Below are 16,731 nucleotides of genomic sequence, written 5' to 3' on the forward strand. Positions count from 1 at the left end.
CTCTGCGGGGGACAAGAACCTAGGGGCTCTAGGTTAAGGCCCGGCCGCCATCGGTGTGCACGTGTCCCGCCGACGGCTGGTGAGGGGGACCGGCCGGACAGGCGGCCCCGCCCCGTGGTGGTCGGGGCGGGGCCGAGTGGGCCGGGCCGGCCGTTGCGGGTGGTGCTCAGCCGATCGGCGCGTACAGCACGCCCAGCTTGTCGATCTCGGTGCCCGCGCGGCCGGTGAAGCCGACGATCTGCCAGCCGGCGGGGGCGGTGAAGGTCTTGGTGTCGGAGGTGGCGGTGCCGGAGGCGAGGGTGCGGCCCTTGTCCGTGCCGAAGGCGGCGGAGAAGATCCGGGTGCGGCCGTCCTTCTGGCCCTGGGTGAGCTTCACGGAGGTGAGGTGCTCGCCGGAGGCCAGGGTGAGGGAGGCCGCCGTGCCGCCCGTGCCGCCGTGGGTCAGCGTCGTACCGCCGTCGTGCGTGAGCGAGACCGCGTCGAGGCGGGAGGCGCCGCGCAGGGTCAGGGTGCGGGGCGCGACCGTCGAGGGGAGGTTGTCCGCGTCGTTGTACGCCGTGCCGTGCGGGCCGCCGAAGAAGTCACTGGCCCGGAGGCCCGGGTTGAGCTTCCAGGAGAAGTCGACCGTGTGCGGGAAGTGGTCGGAGAGGTTGCCGCCCGCCGAGTCGAGGAACTTGGCCCACTCGTTGTTGTAGCGGTTCGCGGTCAGGTCGACCACGTTGCTGTCCCGGTAGAAGACCTTGTCGACGACCTCGCAGTCGTTGGTCGGGGCGGTCGTCGGGCAGACCAGCGCGTCGGCGCCCAGAGCCGGGGCGACACCGCCCTTGATCAGCTGCACCCAGGGGTCCGTGAGGCCGTTCTCACCGGTCAGGGTGCGGACGTTGTCGCCGGTGCGTGTGTAACGGGTGTTGGTGTCGCCCATGACGATCACCGCGTTGCCCGCCGAGTTCGCCTTGATGAACTCCGAGAGCTGCGTGACGTTGGCGCGGCGGGCGGCGAGGGCCGCGTCGTCGGAGTCGGCGTTGGTGTGCACGTTGTAGAGGTCGACGAAGACGCCCTCGTCGAGCCGCACCCGGGCCAGCGAGAAGCCCTTCGGGGTGAGGCAGTTGGTGCCGGTGCAGTTGTTCCACTTCACCCGCTCGAAGTCGTCGAACGCGTAGTCGGAGAGGGTGTTGAGGCCGTCGCCGAAGGGCACCCCGCCGCTGGTCGCCGTGCGGTACGGGTGGTTGTCGCCCGCGTACAGCGCCGCGTGGTAGTTGAAGTCCTCCTGGACGTTCACGATGTCGTACGCCCCGAGGCGTGGCGAGATCAGCGGGGTGTTCGTCGCCGGTTTGCCGGAGCTCAGCCCCTCCGGGAGGCCGGCGACGTTGTACGTCAGCACGTTGAACGTGCCGCTGGTGGCGGCCGCGGCGGGCGTCGCACCGGTGGTGGCGAGACCGGTGACGGCCAGCGTGCCGGCGGCGAGGGTGCCGAGCAGTCTTCTCATGGGGCTCGTGGGGCTCATGGGGTTCTCCGGAGGGCGGGGGGAAGGTGAGCGGTGCTCAGGTTCGATGGCAATCAGTGTGACGTGCAAGGTCAGTTGGGGAAACAGTGAGGGACGAGGTGATCCGCCGCATCCACGGCACCCGGTGGCCATCCCTTGATCGTTCGACGTTCATGTGCCGCCTCGATCCTCCCCAGGCGGCGTGGTCGCGTCGCGAAGCAGCCGCGGAAGGCAGCGGCATCCGGGAGGCGCTTCATGGGGCACGGGCACGCGCACGGTCATCACCACCACGGGCACGCGCACGGACACGAGCACGGGGACGAGCACGGGGACGAGCACGGACACGACCACGGGGACGAGCACGGGGACGTGGCGGCCGCGCTTCCCGCCGCCTTCGACACCTCCGTGCCCGACGAGGCGCTGCCCCCCGAGCAGCGGTCGCGCCGCTCCCTCCCCTTCGAGGCACCGGAACCGACACCGTGCTGCACGGACCACTGAAGCCGCGCCCGCACCCCGCCAGGGGCGCGGGTAACCGCGCGACAAGCCCCCACCGGCCCGCGCCTCCGTTCCGCACGTCCCCGGACGAGTCCTGACCGCGAGGACGGGCTCCGACAGCGCCGCAGGGGCGGATCGCGCGTCCGCGGCTCTCTTCTCTTTCGGGGCGACGTACTCCCCTTGGGCGGCCGGCGCTCGTCGTGCGGGCGTGGCGAGGCAGGTCGCGTAGCGAGCGGATCGTTCACCCGGCAGGGTGGAAGTCTGTGACCAGTGAGCCGATCCGCTGGCCAGCCGTCCCCTGGTGCCACGGCAGGGTCCGGACGCTGACGGCATGTCCATCATTGCTTCCCTACGGGGACCCCTGCGCGCCGTGTCCGTCCTGGCCACGGCGCTGACGTTCGTCGTCGCCGTGCCCCACGGCGCCTTCGCCGCCCCCGGTGACCTGGACACCACGTTCGGCACCGGCGGAAAAGTCAGCATCGCGACCCCCTCCTTCGCCGACGGCCAGGACGTGGCGGTCCAGGCCGACGGCAAGGTCGTCTCGGTCGGTTTCGAACAGGACCCGGTCAACCTCGACGCCGAGTTCGCCGTGCTGCGGCACAACCCGGACGGCAGCGTCGACACCTCCTTCGGCGGTACGGGCGGCGGTGCCGACGGCGAGGTGCTGACCGACTTCGAGGGCGGCGACGACGTGGCCCAGGGCGTGGCCGTGCAGCCCGACGGGAAGATCGTCGTGGTCGGCCGCCACCAGGAGACCGACGACGAGTTCGCGGGCTGCTGCTGGTTCACGGTGGCCCGCTACAACACCGACGGCAGCGTCGACACCTCCTTCGGGGGCGGTGACGGCTGGGTCAGCCCCGGTCTGGCCGGCGGGGCCGAGGACGCGGCCGGAGTGGCGGTGCGGCCCGACGGGCGGATCGTCGCCGGTGCCAGGGCCGGCGGCCATTTCGGGCTCGTCCGGTACCTGCCCGACGGGAGCCCGGACACCTCCTTCGGCGGCGGTGACGGCGTGGTCACCACCGCCCTCTCCGACGCGCCCGACGTCGGCGCTACCGCGCGCGACCTGGCGCTCCAGCCCGACGGCAAGATCGTCATGATCGGCGACGTGGGCCAGACCTCCTTCGACTTCGCCCTGGCCCGCTACAACCCCGACGGAAGCCTCGACACCACCTTCGGCGGCGACGGCAAGGTCACCACGGACCTGGGCGGATACAACTGGGGCGAGGCGGTGGTCGTGCAGTCGAGCGGGAAGATCGTCGCCTCCGGATGGACCGGGGGCCGCTTCACGCTCGTGCGCTACAACCTCGACGGGAGCCTCGACAGCGGCTTCGGCACCGGCGGCGTCGCGACCACCGACTTCGGCACCGGCTCAGCCGTGAACGACCTCGTGGTCCAGCCCGACGACCGGATCGTGGCCGGCGGCACCGCGGGCGGTGACTTCGCGCTGGCCCGCTTCCACGTGAACGGCACCCTCGACACCGGCTTCGGCACGAACGGCCGCACCACCACCGACTTCGGCGGCGGCGACAGCGCGTACGGCCTCGCCCTCCAACCCGACGGCCGGACCGTCGCCTTCGGCAGCAACGGCGACGGCCTGCGCGGTCTGGCCCGCTACCTCGGTGGCGAGGGCGCCCCGGCGCCCACCGGTGTCGACCTCTCGGTCACCAAGTCCGGCACCGCCACGGTCGCCATCGGCGACCGCGCCACCTACACCGTGACGGTCACCAACACCACCGCCACGACCTCGGCCACCGGCGTCAGCCTCACCGACACCGTCACCGGCCCCGCCGCCACCGTCGTCTCGGCCACCCCGGGCCAGGGCACCTGCACCACCTCCGCCACCGGCGCGACCTGCGCCCTCGGCACCCTCGCCGGTGGCGCGAGCACCACGGTGACGGTCGTCGTCGAACCCAGGGCCACGGGGACCCTCACCGACCGGGCCACCGTGAGCGCCACCCAGACCGACCCGGACCCCGCCGACAACACCGTCACGGCCACCACCGCGGTCGCCAACTCCCGAGGCTGTACCCGCATCGGCACCAGCGGCGACGACACCATGACCGGCACCAGCGGAAACGACGTCATCTGCGGCCTCGGCGGCGCCGACACGATCAACGCCGGCCTGGGCACGGACACGGCGTACGGAAACTTCGGCAACGACCGCGTCGACGGCGCCGGAGGCAACGACACCCTCAACGGCGGCCCCGGCAACGACAACCTGATCGGCAACGCGGGCAACGACCGCCTCGACACCGTCGACAACATCCCCGCCAACGACACCGCCAACGGCGGCCTGGGCACCGACACCTGCACCACGGACCCCGGAGACACCCGCATCAGCTGCCCGTAGCCCGGCGGCCCGGCAACCCCCGTCCGTCGTGGTGAACACGGAAAAGCGGCCGGTCGGCTCGATCGCCGACCGGCCGCTTTTCCGTCGACGGCCCTACGGCTTCGTCGTCGAGAACACGAACGAGAACTCCGTCGGCCCGGCCTGCAGGTGGTACTGCGGCAGCGGCCCCGGTCCGCAGGACTGGGAGCCGATGCCCATCAGGTCGTGGTCGAGGTTCACCCACACCGTGTCACCGGCCCGAAGGTCCGTCAGATGCGCGGCGGCGTCCAGCTGTTCGGTGGTCCAGCGGCGGGCCGTGAACCAGAACTGCGGGTCGCCGTCGATACGCAGGCCGCCCAGCTCCGCCCAGCGGACATCGGGACGGGCGCCGTTCTCCTGCGGGCGGACGTACGGGGTCTGGAGCTCGTCGACCGTGGAGTGGTGACGGCTCACCATGGACGCCGACTTGGTGTCGGGGTAGCCCTCGCCGGGACCGCCGCCGTACCACTTCACATAGTTGGCGGACGACAGCCCGAAGCGGATGCCGAGCCTCGGCAGCGGCACGGTCCAGTCGCCCTCCGGCACCACCGACACGGTCAGCTTCAGCCGGGTGTCGTCGGCTGTCCAGCGGTAGGTCGTGCGCAGACCGAGCTCCCGGGCGGCCGGCGCCACCCGCGTCCGTACGGTCAGTGCGTCGGCGCCCAACTCAACCCCGTCCAGGCGGTGTTGCATGCAGTGCAGACCGAGTTCCCGCCACAGCTTGCTGTAACAGGTGCCGCCGTTCCACGCGCCCTCGTCGTTGTCGGTGGTCGCCCGCCACACGTCCAGGCGGAGCCCGGTCACATCGAGGCCGCCGATGGTCTTCAGCGCGCCCGTGCGGACGTCGAAGGAGGCCGGGCCGAGATAGATCAGCTTCTCGCTCGCCGAGGGACCGTCGGTCGGCGCCACCTTCGGCAAGGGCCGCTCCACGACCGGGAGTTGAGCCCACGCGACCTGGTGGTCCTTCCTGCCCCAGGCCGTGTCCTCGGCCAGCAGCGCCCGTACGGTCCACAGCGCCTCGCCGGCCGGTCCGCCGGTCGGCGGCTGCGGCAGCTTCACCTCTGCCGACTCACCGGGCTTCAGTGACGGCACCGACAGGGTGCCCGCCTCCACCGTCTTCCCGTCGATCTCGTACGCCCACTCGAAGGCCAGCGAGGACAGGTCGGCGAAGTCGAACGCGTTGCGCACCCGGACCGTCCCGGCCGGGCCGTCGCCCTCGATACGGACCGGCTCGATGACCTTCTTGAACTCGATCAGGCCGGGGGACGGCGTCCGGTCCGGGAAGATCAGGCCGTCGCAGACGAAGTTGCCGTCGTGCAGCTCCTCGCCGAAGTCGCCGCCGTAGGCGTAGCCCAGCTCCGGGTGCTTGACGCCGTGGTCGATCCACTCCCAGATGAAGCCGCCCTGGATGCGCTCGTGGGCCTCGAAGACGCGCTGGTAGTCGGCGATGCCGCCGGGGCCGTTGCCCATGGCGTGCCCGTACTCGCACTGGATGAAGGGCAGCCCGCGGCGCTTGTGGGTGCCGCCGTCCAGGCCCTGCCCGATGCGTTCGACCTCGGCGTGGTCGGCGTACATCCGGGAGTAGATGTCGGTGTCCCGGCAGTCCCAGTCGCCCTCGTAGTGCACGAGGCGCGAGGTGTCGCGGTCGTGGATCCACTCGGCCATGGCGGTGAGGCCGCGGCCGGTGCCGGCTTCGTTGCCGAGGGACCAGATGACCACCGAGGGGTGGTTCTTGTCGCGCTCGACCATCCGGGCCGCGCGGTCCAGGAGGGCCGGGGTCCAGCGGTCGTCGTCGACGGGGTTGTCCCGCCAGTTCTGCTCGGTGAAGCCGTGGGTCTCCAGGTCGCACTCGTCGATCACCCAGAGGCCGTACTCGTCGCACAGGTCGAGGAAGGCCGGGTGCGGCGGGTAGTGCGAGGTGCGCACGGCGTTGAGGTTGTGCCGCTTCATCAGCAGCACGTCCTCGCGCATGGTCTCCAGGTCGAGGGCGCGGCCCTTGCGGGGATGCCACTCGTGGCGGTTGACGCCCTTGAAGAGGATCGCCGTACCGTTGACCTTGAGCAGGCCGTCCTCCAGCACGACCGTGCGGAAACCGATCCGCAGCGGGACCCGCTCGCCCTCGGTGACCAGCTCACCGTCGTACAGCCGAGGAGTCTCGGCGGTCCACGGCTCCACCGGGACCGTCACCGCCTCGCCGGTCGCGACATCGATGTCGAGGGCGGGCACGAGGACCCGGCCGTCGACGTCGGAGTCGACACGCAGGGTCCCGATGCCGCCGACGTGGTCGTAGGAGGCGTGCACGAAGAAGTCGAGGGCGCTGCCCGCCGGGCGGTGCAGCAGGGTGACGTCCCGGAAGATCCCGGGCAGCCACCACTGGTCCTGGTCCTCCAGATAGGAGCCCGCCGACCACTGGTGGACCCGGACGGCGAGGACGTTCCCCGTCGGCTTCAGCAGGTGCCCGACCGCGAACTCGTGCGGCAGCCGGGACCCCTTGAACTCACCGATGTCCGTGCCGTTCAGCCACACCCGGGCACAGGACTCCACACCGTCGAAGCGCAGCACCGCCCCGCCCTCGTCGAGAGCGGGCCACTCCTGCGGCAGGTCGAAGAACCGCAGGTGGTCGCCGGTCGGGTTCTCCGTCGGCACCCGCGGCGGGTCCACCGGGAAGGGGTACAGGTGGTTGGTGTAGATCGGCGCCCCGAAGGCCCCGTCCCCCTGCAGCACCCAGTGGCCCGGCACCGCCACCTCCGCCCAGCCCCCGGCGTCGTACCCCTGCGCCGCGAACGAGTCGTCCTCGGCGTCGGCGGTGGGGGAGAGACGGAAGCGCCAGCTCCCGTTGAGCGACAGCGACCGTGCGTCGGAGGACGCGTACCAGGCGCGGGGCGGCAGGGCCCCGCTGCCCGGCGAGACGTCCTCGACGTAGTCGACGGATGCGCCGGTGGAGGAGGTGGTGGCGGTGGTGCGGAAAGACATCGGTCTCCTTGCTGATTTTTCCTAGCCCTTGATCCCAGTCTGCGCGATGCCCTGCACCAGCCAGCGCTGGAGGAAGAGGAAGACGAACACCAGGGGCAGGATGGATATGGCCGTGGCCATGAAGATCAGGTGGAAGTTCACGGTCTGGCCGGTCATGTAGTTCGAGAGCGCGACCTGGACGGTCCACGCGCTCGGGTCCTGGCCGATGACCAGGGGCCACAGGAAGGAGTTCCACCCGCTGATGAACGTGATCGTTGCCATCGCGGCGAAGAAGTTCAGCGAGTTGGGTACGACGACCCGCCAGTACGCGCCCATGTAACCGAGCCCGTCCACCCGCGCCGCCTCCTCCAGCTCCTTGGGGAACCCCAGGAAGTACTGCCGGAACAGGAAGCAGGTGAAACCACTGAACAGGCCCGGAATGATGAGACCCCGGTAGGTGTCGATCCAGCCGAGGGACGACACCAGCACGAAGCTGGGCACGAAGGTCACGGCGGTCGGGACCATCAGGGTGCCGAGGACGGCGTAGAAGACCTTGTTGGCGTGCTTGAACGGGATGCGGGCCAGGCCGTAGCCGGCCAGCGAGCAGACCAGGAGCGTGCCCACGGTGTGCAGGACGCCGACGACCGCGGAGTTCCACAGCGAGCGCGCGAAGTCGACCGACGGGTCGTCGAACGGCTCGCTGATGTTGCCCCACTGGATGTCGGTGGGGAACCACTGCCATTCCTCGCCCGTGATCTCCGGGTCCGTCATCAGCGCGTTGCGGACGATCAGATAGAACGGGATGAGGAAGAGGAGCGCGGCGAAGCCGGTGGCGATGTAGAGACCGGTCGAGCCGATCACACTGCCGGTCCGGACGCGACGCGGCTTGGCCGACGTGTCCACCCGGTTCGCCGGAGGTGTCGTGGTGGTGGTCACTTGGACTCCTCACCCCTTCCGAATCCCATGAACCTGCCCTGGAGCAGGGTCACGAGGCAGATCAGTACGGTGAGGATCAGCGCGCCCGCGCTGCCCGCGCCGTAGTCCTGGCTCTCTCCGAGCGCCTTGTAGTACAGCTCGACCAGGGGCGGCCTGCCCCAGGTGGTTTTCGACAACAGGTTGAAGAACTCGTCGAAGGCCTGGTACGCCGCCACGAGCAGCAGCAGGATCACGGCGGTGGAGGTCGCCCGCAGTTGAGGCAGGGTGATGTGCCAGAAGGTCTGCCAGCCGGGCTTCGCGCCGTCGATCGAGGCGGCCTCGTACAGCTCCTGCGGGATGTTCTGCAGGGCCGCGATGAAGAGGATCATGTAGAAGCCGGCCTGGAGCCACAGCCGGACGCTCAGGATGACCAGCCAATACCACGGTGGGTCGGGGGTGGCCAGCCAGGAGGTGTTCTCGATGCCGAAGAGGCCCAGGAAGGTGTTCACCATGCCGAAGCGGACACCACTGAAGATGGACATCTTCCAGACCAGCGAGGCGGCGACATAGCTGACCGCCGTTGGCAGGAAGAACACCGAGCGGAAGAACGCCCGCATGAACCGCAGCCGGTTCACCATCAGCGCCAGCCCCAGAGAGGCGGCCCAGGTAGTCGGCACGATGAAGACAGCGAAGATCGTGAAGGTGACGAGGGACCCCATGAAGTCCTCGTCGGTCAGCATCGTCACATAGTTGTCCAAGCCGATGAACGTGCTCGGAGTGACGGTGAAGCGGGCCTCGAAGAACGACAGATACAGGCTCCACAGGATCGGCAGATAGACGAAGACCGCCAGGCCGATCAGGAACGGCCCGGTGAAGAGCCAGAAGTTGAAGGTGGGGGAGCCCCGCAGCCCCCGCCGCGGCTTGGCCGGGGAGGCCTTCGCCGGGGCGGGGCTGGAGACGCCGTCCTTGGTGATGGTCGACATGTCGTGAGTACCTGTCCGCCGGTCTATCCGAAGAGCTTCTTCAGCTCCTTGTTGACCTTCGCGTCGGCCTTGGTGAGTTCCTTGTCCGGGTCGCCACCCTTGCGGACGGAGTTGGCGAGGACGTCCTCCAGGGCGGTGATGCTCGCCTGGGTCCAGCCGATGTTGTCGAAGTGGCCATAGTCGGTGAAGAGCTTGACGCCCTCAGCGGGCAGACCCGACTTCAGCTTCTCGGCCGACTGCGCGATGGAGGTGCGCGGCGGGATGTGGAAGCCGTAGGAGAGCGCCCAGTCCTCCTGGTACTCCTTCTGGTCGATCCACAGCCACTTCACGTACTCCTTGGTGGCTTCGAGGTTCTTGCTCTTGGCGTTGACGAACATCGACCAACCGCCGTTGTAGACGGAGAGCTTGCCCGCGTCGCCGACCTTCGGGAACGGGAAGATGCCGAGGTCGTCGCCGAGTGCCTCCTGCATCTGCGGCATCGCCCACATGCCACACCACTGCATGGCGGTCAGGCCCTGGTTGAGCGCCGACGGGTCCCAGAAGTCGGTCGGGGCGTCGAGCAGCAGGTCACCGCTGGTGAACAGCTTGCGCAGCTGCTTGAAGCCGTCGACGACCGCGTCCGTGTGGTAGGCGATCTGGTTCTTCTCGTCGAGGTGCTGCGTGCCGGCCGACCAGATCAGCGGGTTGACCATCGAGTGCAGGGTGTTGCCGAGGTAGGCGCCCTTGACCTTGCTGGTGGTCAGCTTGGCGGCGGCTTCGGCCAGCTCTTCCAGCGTCTGCGGGACCTCGACACCGGCCTTCTCGAACAGCGACTTGCGGTAGAAGAAGAACTGCGGGTCGTCGATCATCCGGATGCCGTATATCTTCCCGTCGACCGTGTGCGAGGCGATGTCGGCCGGGTTGAAGTCGTCCTTGACGGGGTTGATCAGGTCGCTCAGGTCCGCGACCTGACCGCTCTCGATCATCTGCAGCTGCGGGTGGAACTCGAAGCAGTCGGGGGCCTTGTCCGTGAGCAGCGAGGCGAAGAGCTTGCTCTCGAAGTTGGAGCCGGTGATCCACTGCGTGGTGACGTTTCCGCCCTTGTAGGCCTTCGCGTACTTCTTGATGGCCTGCTCGGTGCCCGCCTCGCCGTACGCGTGGAAGTACTGCGTGAGACCGGCGCCGGACCCCCCGCCGTTGCTGCGCCCGGTGTTGCTGCCGCATGCGGCCAGACCGCCGGCGGCGGCCAGACCCATGGCGGCCCGCAGTACGGAGCGGCGGTCGAAGTTGCTGTTGCTCATTGCCGACATGCTGACGTCCTTGTCTCGAGTACGGCTGCGGCTCTGTGCCTGAAGTGGCTCTGCGGCTCAGCGCCAGTTGACTCAGTGGCTCAAAGAGGCTTGCGGTGCGGGACGTTAACCTTCGGCTAAGGCTTCGGCAAGGGGTTGGACGAAGTCTGTTCGAAGCGTTGTATTCGGTTCGGTGTTCCGAACGTCCGTGCGGTGCAAAGGGCTTGACGAGGGAGGTGAGGGCCGCCGGGTCAGGGTCCGGCGGCCCTCGGCTCAGGGGTGCTGGTGTAGCCGTTCGCGCCCTTCGGGGCGTCCTCGGTGTCGTACGACGGGCTTGTCCCTTGTGGGGGCGGTGCGTTTGCCCGGCTTCTGCCCGACCGACTGGAGCGCGCCTTCGAGCGCGAACGTCGCCGCGCCCAGGCACGCCGGGTCCGTGGGGATCAGGGAGAGCACGACCTCGGTGGCTGCCATCGGACGCGGCAGCGCGTGCCGGGCGACGGCCTCGCGCACCTCCGTGACCAGGGGCTCGCCCAGGGCGGCCGCGACCCAGCTGCTGAGCACGACCACCTCGGGATTGAACAGATTGACCAGGTCGGCGATGCCCGCACCCAGGTAGCGTGCGGTGTCACGCACCACCTTGACCGCCACCGGGTCCCGCCGGGCCACCCCTTGCGCGAGCGCCGCGATGGTGGCGGTCTGGTCCTCGGGATGGAGCAACGTGCTGCGCGGACTCAGCTCCCGGAGGTTCAGCATGATCCCGGGAGCGCCCACATACGTCTCCACGCACCCGTGGTTGCCGCAGTGGCACAGCCGGCCGTCCAGCACGATCGTGGTGTGGCCCCACTCCCCGGCGCTGTTGCTCACCCCCCGGTGCAGCCCGCCGCCCAGGACGAGCCCGGCTCCCACACCGGTCCCGAGGTTGACGATCACGGCGTCCCCGCGCCCCCGCGCGGCCCCGAACCACAGCTCGGCCACCGCGACCGCGCGCAGCGGGTTGTCCAGGTACAGGGGATAGGCGATGTGCTCGGTCAGCAGGTCGAGCAGCGGCACGTCGTGCCAGTCCCAGTTGGGCGCGTACTCCGAGATGCCGGTGGCGCGGTCCACCTGCCCCGGCACGCTCACCCCGACGCCCAGCACCCGGGCGCCCTCGATACCGGCCTGCGCGACCACCGAGCCGACGGCGGCGGCGACATGCCCCACCATCTGCTCGGGCAGACTCTCGCCGGCGCGGACATCCTCCTCTGCACGGGCCAGGACGTTCAGCGCCAGGTCGAACAGCTCGACATGGACGTACGTCTCCGCGATGTCGACGCCGATCAACGCGCCCCCCGACGCGTTGACGGCGACCAGTCCGCGGGGGCGGCCCCCGGCCGAGTCCTCGAACCCGACCTCGGTGATCATGCGGAGGTCGAGCAGCTCTCCGACGAGCGTGGCGACCGTGGCCAGGCTCAGCCCGGTGGCCGCCGCCAGCTCCTGCCGGGAGGTGGGAGACTTGGCGATGATCTGCCGCAGCACCTCGTAGCGGTTCGCGGTGCGGATGTCGCGTGAGGTGCGCTTCACCGACGACATGATCCCCTCGATCCCTCCAGGCCATGACGAGGCCTGTTGCCCCGGCGCCGCGCCAGGCTATGGCGCGGAGGGACTTTCGACAAGGGGTTAGGAAAGGGGGTTTACGAAGTCTCCCGGTGACCCCGCGCCCCGTGGCCGGAGACCGACCGTGGGGCGAGTCGACAGGTGGGGGCCGTGCGGGCCGACCGGCCTCATGCGCCGAGCGCGTCCCGTACGAAGGTGTTGCGGAACTTGCCCGCCGGGTCCAGCCCGTCGGCGACCCTGCGGAAATCACCCAGCCGGGGGTACAGTCGCCCCAGTTCGGCCGCCGGCACGGTGAACACCTTGCCCCAGTGCGGCCGTGCCTCGAACGGCGCGAGCACCTCCTCCACCCGCCGCACCACCGGCAGTACGGGCGCCGCGTCCGCGATCCACGTGAAGTGCAGCGCGACCGTGTCCCGGCCGTGGGCGGGGCCGATCCACTGCTCGTCGGCGGCCATCGTCCGGACCTCGCAGACCTGCAGCACCGGTGCCACGGTGTGCCGGATGCCGTCGAGCGCGTTCAGGGCGTCCACCGCGAACGAGCGCGGCAGCAGATACTCCGACTGCAGCTCGTCCCCGCTGCTCGGTGTGAACTCGGCCCGGAAGTGCGGCAGCCGCTCGTGCCAGGGACCGGCCACCCCGAACTGTTCGGTGCAGTTCACCGCCGGCATCCCCGGCACCGGATGCATCGCCTCGGTCGCGGGCTCGGCCCACGGAAAGTCCGCGTCGGACCGGTCCGGGCGCCGCTTGACCCACACCTGGTCGAAGCCGGAGTGCTGCCAGCGGGTGAAGAGACTCACGCTGTACGCCGACGCCGACACGGCCGCGAAGTCCAGCCCGGCCAGGGGGAGTTCACCGTAGACATGCTGGCTCACCTCGAAGGCCGGCTCCAGGTCGAGGGTGAGCGCGGTGACCACACCGAGGGCGCCGAGCGAGGTGACCGCCGCACCGAAGCGGTCGTCGCCGCGCGTCAGCGTCAGCGTCGTCCCGTCCGCCGTGACCAGCTCGACCTCGCGGACGGCCGCCGCGAGTGGACCGTTCCCGTCGCCCGAACCATGGGTGCCGGTGGCCACCGAGCCCGCCACGGAGATGTGCGGGAGGGAGGCCATGTTGTGCAGGGCGAGACCGTGGGCGTGCACCGTGCGGGCCAGCTCCGCGTACCGGACACCGCCCGCGACCCGTACCGTACGGGCCGCCGTGTCCACCTCGATCGCCGGCGGCAGCCCGGTCAGGGAGAGCAGGACGCCCTCGGGGCCGGGCTCCGCGATCTCGTTGAACGAGTGCCCGCTGCCCAGCACCCGCACTCTCTCGCTGCCCGCGACCAGGGTCCGCAGCGCGTCCACGGAGCGCGGCCGGTGCAGCTCCTTCGCGGTGTACGTGATGTTCCCGGCCCAGTTGGTCAGGGTCTCCGTCGTCATGCTCGGTGTCCTCCGCGATCCGCGAGCCGTAGCTGTCGCAGGCCATCCTCGCCGCCTCGTCCCGGTTCTCGTTCATTGACCCTGTCGCGAGCGCCTGCCTACCGTAGAGAACGGTTGCTGTCGCCTGCCTCCCCCAGCCGGAAGGTCCTTCCTTGCCCGCGCGTCCGCTCGCTCTGTTCGCCATGACGGCCGAGAACGTTCCGCAGGTCTTCCCGCCGGAGGTGCTGTCCCGGCTGCGCGAGACCGTGGAGATCGATCCCGCCCTGGTCGCCGGGAACTTCACCGACCCCCAGGTCCGGGAGGTGTTGGCCGAGGCCGAGGTGCTGGTCACCGGCTGGGGCTGCCCCCGCATCGACGAGGCGGTCCTGGACGCGGCGCCCAAGCTGCGGGCGGTGCTGCACTCGGCGGGCTCGGTGAAGGGGTTCGTGGCCCCCGCCGTCTGGGAGCGCGGGATCGCCGTCTCCACGGCGGCCGCCGCCAATGCCCTGCCCGTCGCCGAGTACACGCTCGCCATGGTCCTGCTCGCCGGCAAGGACATCCTCGGCCGCCGCGAACGCCTGCGGACCGAGCGGGTCTCGCCGGGCTGGGGGTTCGTCCCCGGCATCGGCAACCACGGCCGCCGCGTCGGCGTCATCGGCGCCTCCCGCATCGGCCGCCGGGTCATCGAACTGCTGCGCCCCTTCGACCTGCGGGTGAGCCTCACCGACCCCTACGTCGACGAGGCCGGGGCCGCCGCCCTCGGCGTACCCCTGCTGCCGCTCGACGACCTGCTGCGCACCTGCGACATCGTCACCGTGCACGCCCCGGACACCCCCGAGACCCACCGGCTCATCGACCGCCGCGCACTCGCCCTGATGCCCGACGGGGCGGTCCTCGTGAACACCGCGCGCGGCGCTCTCGTCGACCACGACGCGCTCATCGACGAGCTGCGCGCCGGGCGGCTCTCCGCGATCCTCGACGTCACCGACCCCGAGCCGCTGCCCGCCGACTCCCCGCTCCTCGACCTGCCGAACGCCTTCGTCACCCCCCACCTCGCCGGCTCCCAGGGCAACGAGGTCGCCCGCCTCGGCCTCGCGGTCACCCAGGAGGCCGAACGGCTCGTCGCCGGACGCGAGCTGGCGCACGCGCTCGACCGGGCGGCGCTGGAACGCATGGCGTGATCACCGAGCCGAGGGCGGACGCGGACGACCCGGATGCGCCTCGGCGTCCGCGGACATGCTGGGACAGGCGACGTTGTGGAGTGCCGGACACCGCCTCGCCTGTCTGCCGCCCAGCGGGGTGGGATGAGGGGGTGGGGGTCAGGTGTAGGCGGGGCATGCCCACAGTCGGCTGCGTCACGCGGCGCGTCGACGAAGCAGTGCCATGAAGCGCCATCGACGGAGCAGTGCCATGAAGCGCATCGACGAAGAACCGCCACGCGGCCTTCGTCGCCGGGCCGGCCGAGCCGGGCCGGCCGAGCCGAGCCGGGCCGGCCGAGCCGAGCCGGGCTGAGCCGGGCTGAGCCGAGCCGGGCCACTGACTCCCGGCGGGCCCTCGGTGGCGGCACCGCGACGCACATGAACAGCCTCGCTCCTCAACGCCCCGCCTGCTCGCTCCTCCACACCGTGGCCTGCCCGCTGCTCCGTCCCCACGACCCGCACGACGGGCGGTGAGGGCCGTCGAGCGCCCCGCCGAGGGCCCCGCTCCCACCTCCGCGCGGGCGGAGGCATACCGTGAGGAGGCGAACAACGACGACGGACGACCTCTTACGTGACGTCGGGAGCGAGGAGAACGGGATGGGCAGCCGCACCGCACTGGTGGAGGACCTGATGGAGAGGTTCCCGCACGTGCCACGGGAAGCCGTCTTCAAGGAGGACCTGCTCAGGGGTGGTGTGGCCTTCGACGCCTCCGCGCTGAGCGACAACGAGAAGGGCGACGTCAAGCCGAAGTCGTACTTCATCTTCTCCTTCGACCACGGCACCCTGCCCGAGCTGGGCGAGGCCGCCCTGCGCCGCCCGCCGGAGGAGATCATCCTCACCGGCGGCCCGTACGACCTGCGGCGCACGGTCGTCTCCGTACGGGTCAACCCGTCCTCGCCCTACCGGGTGGCGTCCGACGAGGAAGGCCTGCTCGGCCTCTACCTCGACGGCCGACGCATCGCGGACGTCGGCGTCCCGCCCATGCCGGAGTACTACCGGCACACCCTCTCCAACGGGAAGTCCGTGATGGAGGTGGCCCCGACCATCCAGTGGGGTTACCTGATCTACCTCACCGTCTTCCGCGTCTGCCAGTACTTCGGCGCGAAGGAGGAGTGCCAGTACTGCGACATCAACCACAACTGGCGCCAGCACAAGGCGGCGGGCCGGCCGTACACGGGTGTGAAGGACGTCGACGAGGTCCTCGAAGCGCTGGAGATCATCGACCGGTACGACACGGCGAAGACGTCCACCGCGTACACGCTCACCGGCGGCGCCATCACCAAGACGGTCTCGGGCCGTGACGAGGCCGACTTCTACGGCCACTACGCCAAGGCCATCGAGGAGCGCTTCCCGGACCGCTGGATCGGCAAGGTCGTCGCCCAGGCGCTGCCCCTTGACGACGTCAAGCGCTTCCACGACTACGGCGTGAAGATCTACCACCCCAACTACGAGGTGTGGGACGAGTACCTGTTCAAGATGTACTGCCCCGGTAAGGAGCGTTACGTCGGCCGCGACGAGTGGCACAAGCGCATCCTGGACTCGGCGGGTGTCTTCGGCGCGCGCAATGTGATCCCCAACTTCGTGGCGGGCGTGGAGATGGCCGAGCCGTTCGGGTTCACCACGGTCGACGAGGCCATCGCGTCGACCACCGAGGGCCTGCGTTTCTTCATGTCGCACGGCATCACGCCCCGTTTCACGACCTGGTGCCCGGAGCCCACGACCCCGCTCGGCAAGGCCAACCCGCAGGGCGCGCCGCTGGAATACCACATCCGGCTGCTGCAGGCCTACCGCGCCACGATGGACGAGTTCGGGCTGTCGTCGCCGCCCGGGTACGGTCCGCCCGGACCCGGCAACGCCGTCTTCTCCGTCAGCTCCTTCATGGACAGCCTCCCGGCCGTCGAGGAGACCGCCTCGGAGACCGGCACGGAGAGTGCCGAAGAGGTTTCCGCTCAGTAACTCCTGTGGCGGTTGAGTCGATCGGGGTCGGCGTACGTACAACTCCACAAGCGTGACCACTGGTAGCCGCGTTGCGAGACGCGGCTTGTCAGTTGTGTGGGAACCGTGAAAAGCTCTGGGGCGTT

General features: G+C 70.1%; 11 protein-coding genes. 4 read left to right on the forward strand and 7 right to left on the reverse strand.

Annotated elements, in window-relative coordinates; translation table 11 throughout:
• Positions 1-166 precede the first annotated feature (166 nt).
• Positions 167-1,486 carry a jacalin-like lectin gene (locus OG858_RS35920; protein ID WP_319064578.1) on the reverse strand — a complete coding sequence of 440 codons (1,320 nt, stop codon included), beginning with the start codon at positions 1,484-1,486 and terminating at the stop codon, positions 167-169.
• 252 nt (positions 1,487-1,738) lie between these two features.
• On the opposite strand from OG858_RS35920, the gene OG858_RS35925 reads away from it, so the two are divergent.
• Positions 1,739-1,981, forward strand: a complete 243-nt coding sequence (locus tag OG858_RS35925) for a hypothetical protein (protein WP_408059448.1) — start codon at positions 1,739-1,741, stop codon at positions 1,979-1,981.
• A gap of 328 nt (positions 1,982-2,309) precedes the next feature.
• Positions 2,310-4,328 carry a calcium-binding protein gene (locus OG858_RS35930; protein WP_319064558.1) on the forward strand — a complete coding sequence of 673 codons (2,019 nt, stop codon included), beginning with the start codon at positions 2,310-2,312 and terminating at the stop codon, positions 4,326-4,328.
• A gap of 93 nt (positions 4,329-4,421) precedes the next feature.
• Here the strand turns inward: OG858_RS35930 and OG858_RS35935 are convergent, their stop codons facing one another.
• The 6 genes from OG858_RS35935 to OG858_RS35960 form a co-directional block, all read right to left on the reverse strand.
• The gene (locus OG858_RS35935) at positions 4,422-7,319 is read right to left on the reverse strand and encodes a glycoside hydrolase family 2 TIM barrel-domain containing protein (protein WP_328544058.1); all 2,898 of its coding nucleotides are present in this window, start codon (positions 7,317-7,319) and stop codon (positions 4,422-4,424) included.
• A gap of 21 nt (positions 7,320-7,340) precedes the next feature.
• A complete protein-coding gene (locus tag OG858_RS35940; RefSeq protein WP_319064560.1) occupies positions 7,341-8,234 on the reverse strand; it encodes a carbohydrate ABC transporter permease in 894 nt (297 codons plus the stop codon).
• Positions 8,231-9,196, reverse strand: a complete 966-nt coding sequence (locus tag OG858_RS35945) for a carbohydrate ABC transporter permease (RefSeq protein WP_319064561.1) — start codon at positions 9,194-9,196, stop codon at positions 8,231-8,233. Before OG858_RS35945 ends, OG858_RS35940 begins: the two co-directional genes overlap by 4 nt.
• Before the next feature lie 23 nt (positions 9,197-9,219).
• The gene (locus OG858_RS35950; protein WP_319064562.1) at positions 9,220-10,485 is read right to left on the reverse strand and encodes an ABC transporter substrate-binding protein; all 1,266 of its coding nucleotides are present in this window, start codon (positions 10,483-10,485) and stop codon (positions 9,220-9,222) included.
• A 252-nt stretch (positions 10,486-10,737) separates the two neighbouring features.
• On the reverse strand, positions 10,738-12,033 hold the full coding sequence (locus OG858_RS35955; RefSeq protein ID WP_086750068.1) for an ROK family transcriptional regulator: 1,296 nt from the start codon (positions 12,031-12,033) through the stop codon (positions 10,738-10,740).
• Between the two features lie 191 nt (positions 12,034-12,224).
• Positions 12,225-13,472 (reverse strand): FAD-binding protein, encoded by a 1,248-nt coding sequence (locus OG858_RS35960; protein ID WP_086750067.1) that lies wholly within the window; start codon positions 13,470-13,472, stop codon positions 12,225-12,227.
• A gap of 152 nt (positions 13,473-13,624) precedes the next feature.
• Here OG858_RS35960 and OG858_RS35965 point away from each other — a divergent pair, with 152 nt between their 5' ends.
• On the forward strand, positions 13,625-14,632 hold the full coding sequence (locus OG858_RS35965; RefSeq protein ID WP_319267838.1) for a hydroxyacid dehydrogenase: 1,008 nt from the start codon (positions 13,625-13,627) through the stop codon (positions 14,630-14,632).
• 615 nt (positions 14,633-15,247) lie between these two features.
• Positions 15,248-16,606: a radical SAM protein gene (locus OG858_RS35970; RefSeq protein ID WP_319267844.1), complete on the forward strand. Its 1,359-nt coding sequence runs from the start codon at positions 15,248-15,250 to the stop codon at positions 16,604-16,606.
• Positions 16,607-16,731 lie beyond the last annotated feature (125 nt).

The organism is Streptomyces europaeiscabiei (assembly GCF_036346855.1).
GTDB classification, from domain to species: domain Bacteria; phylum Actinomycetota; class Actinomycetes; order Streptomycetales; family Streptomycetaceae; genus Streptomyces; species Streptomyces europaeiscabiei.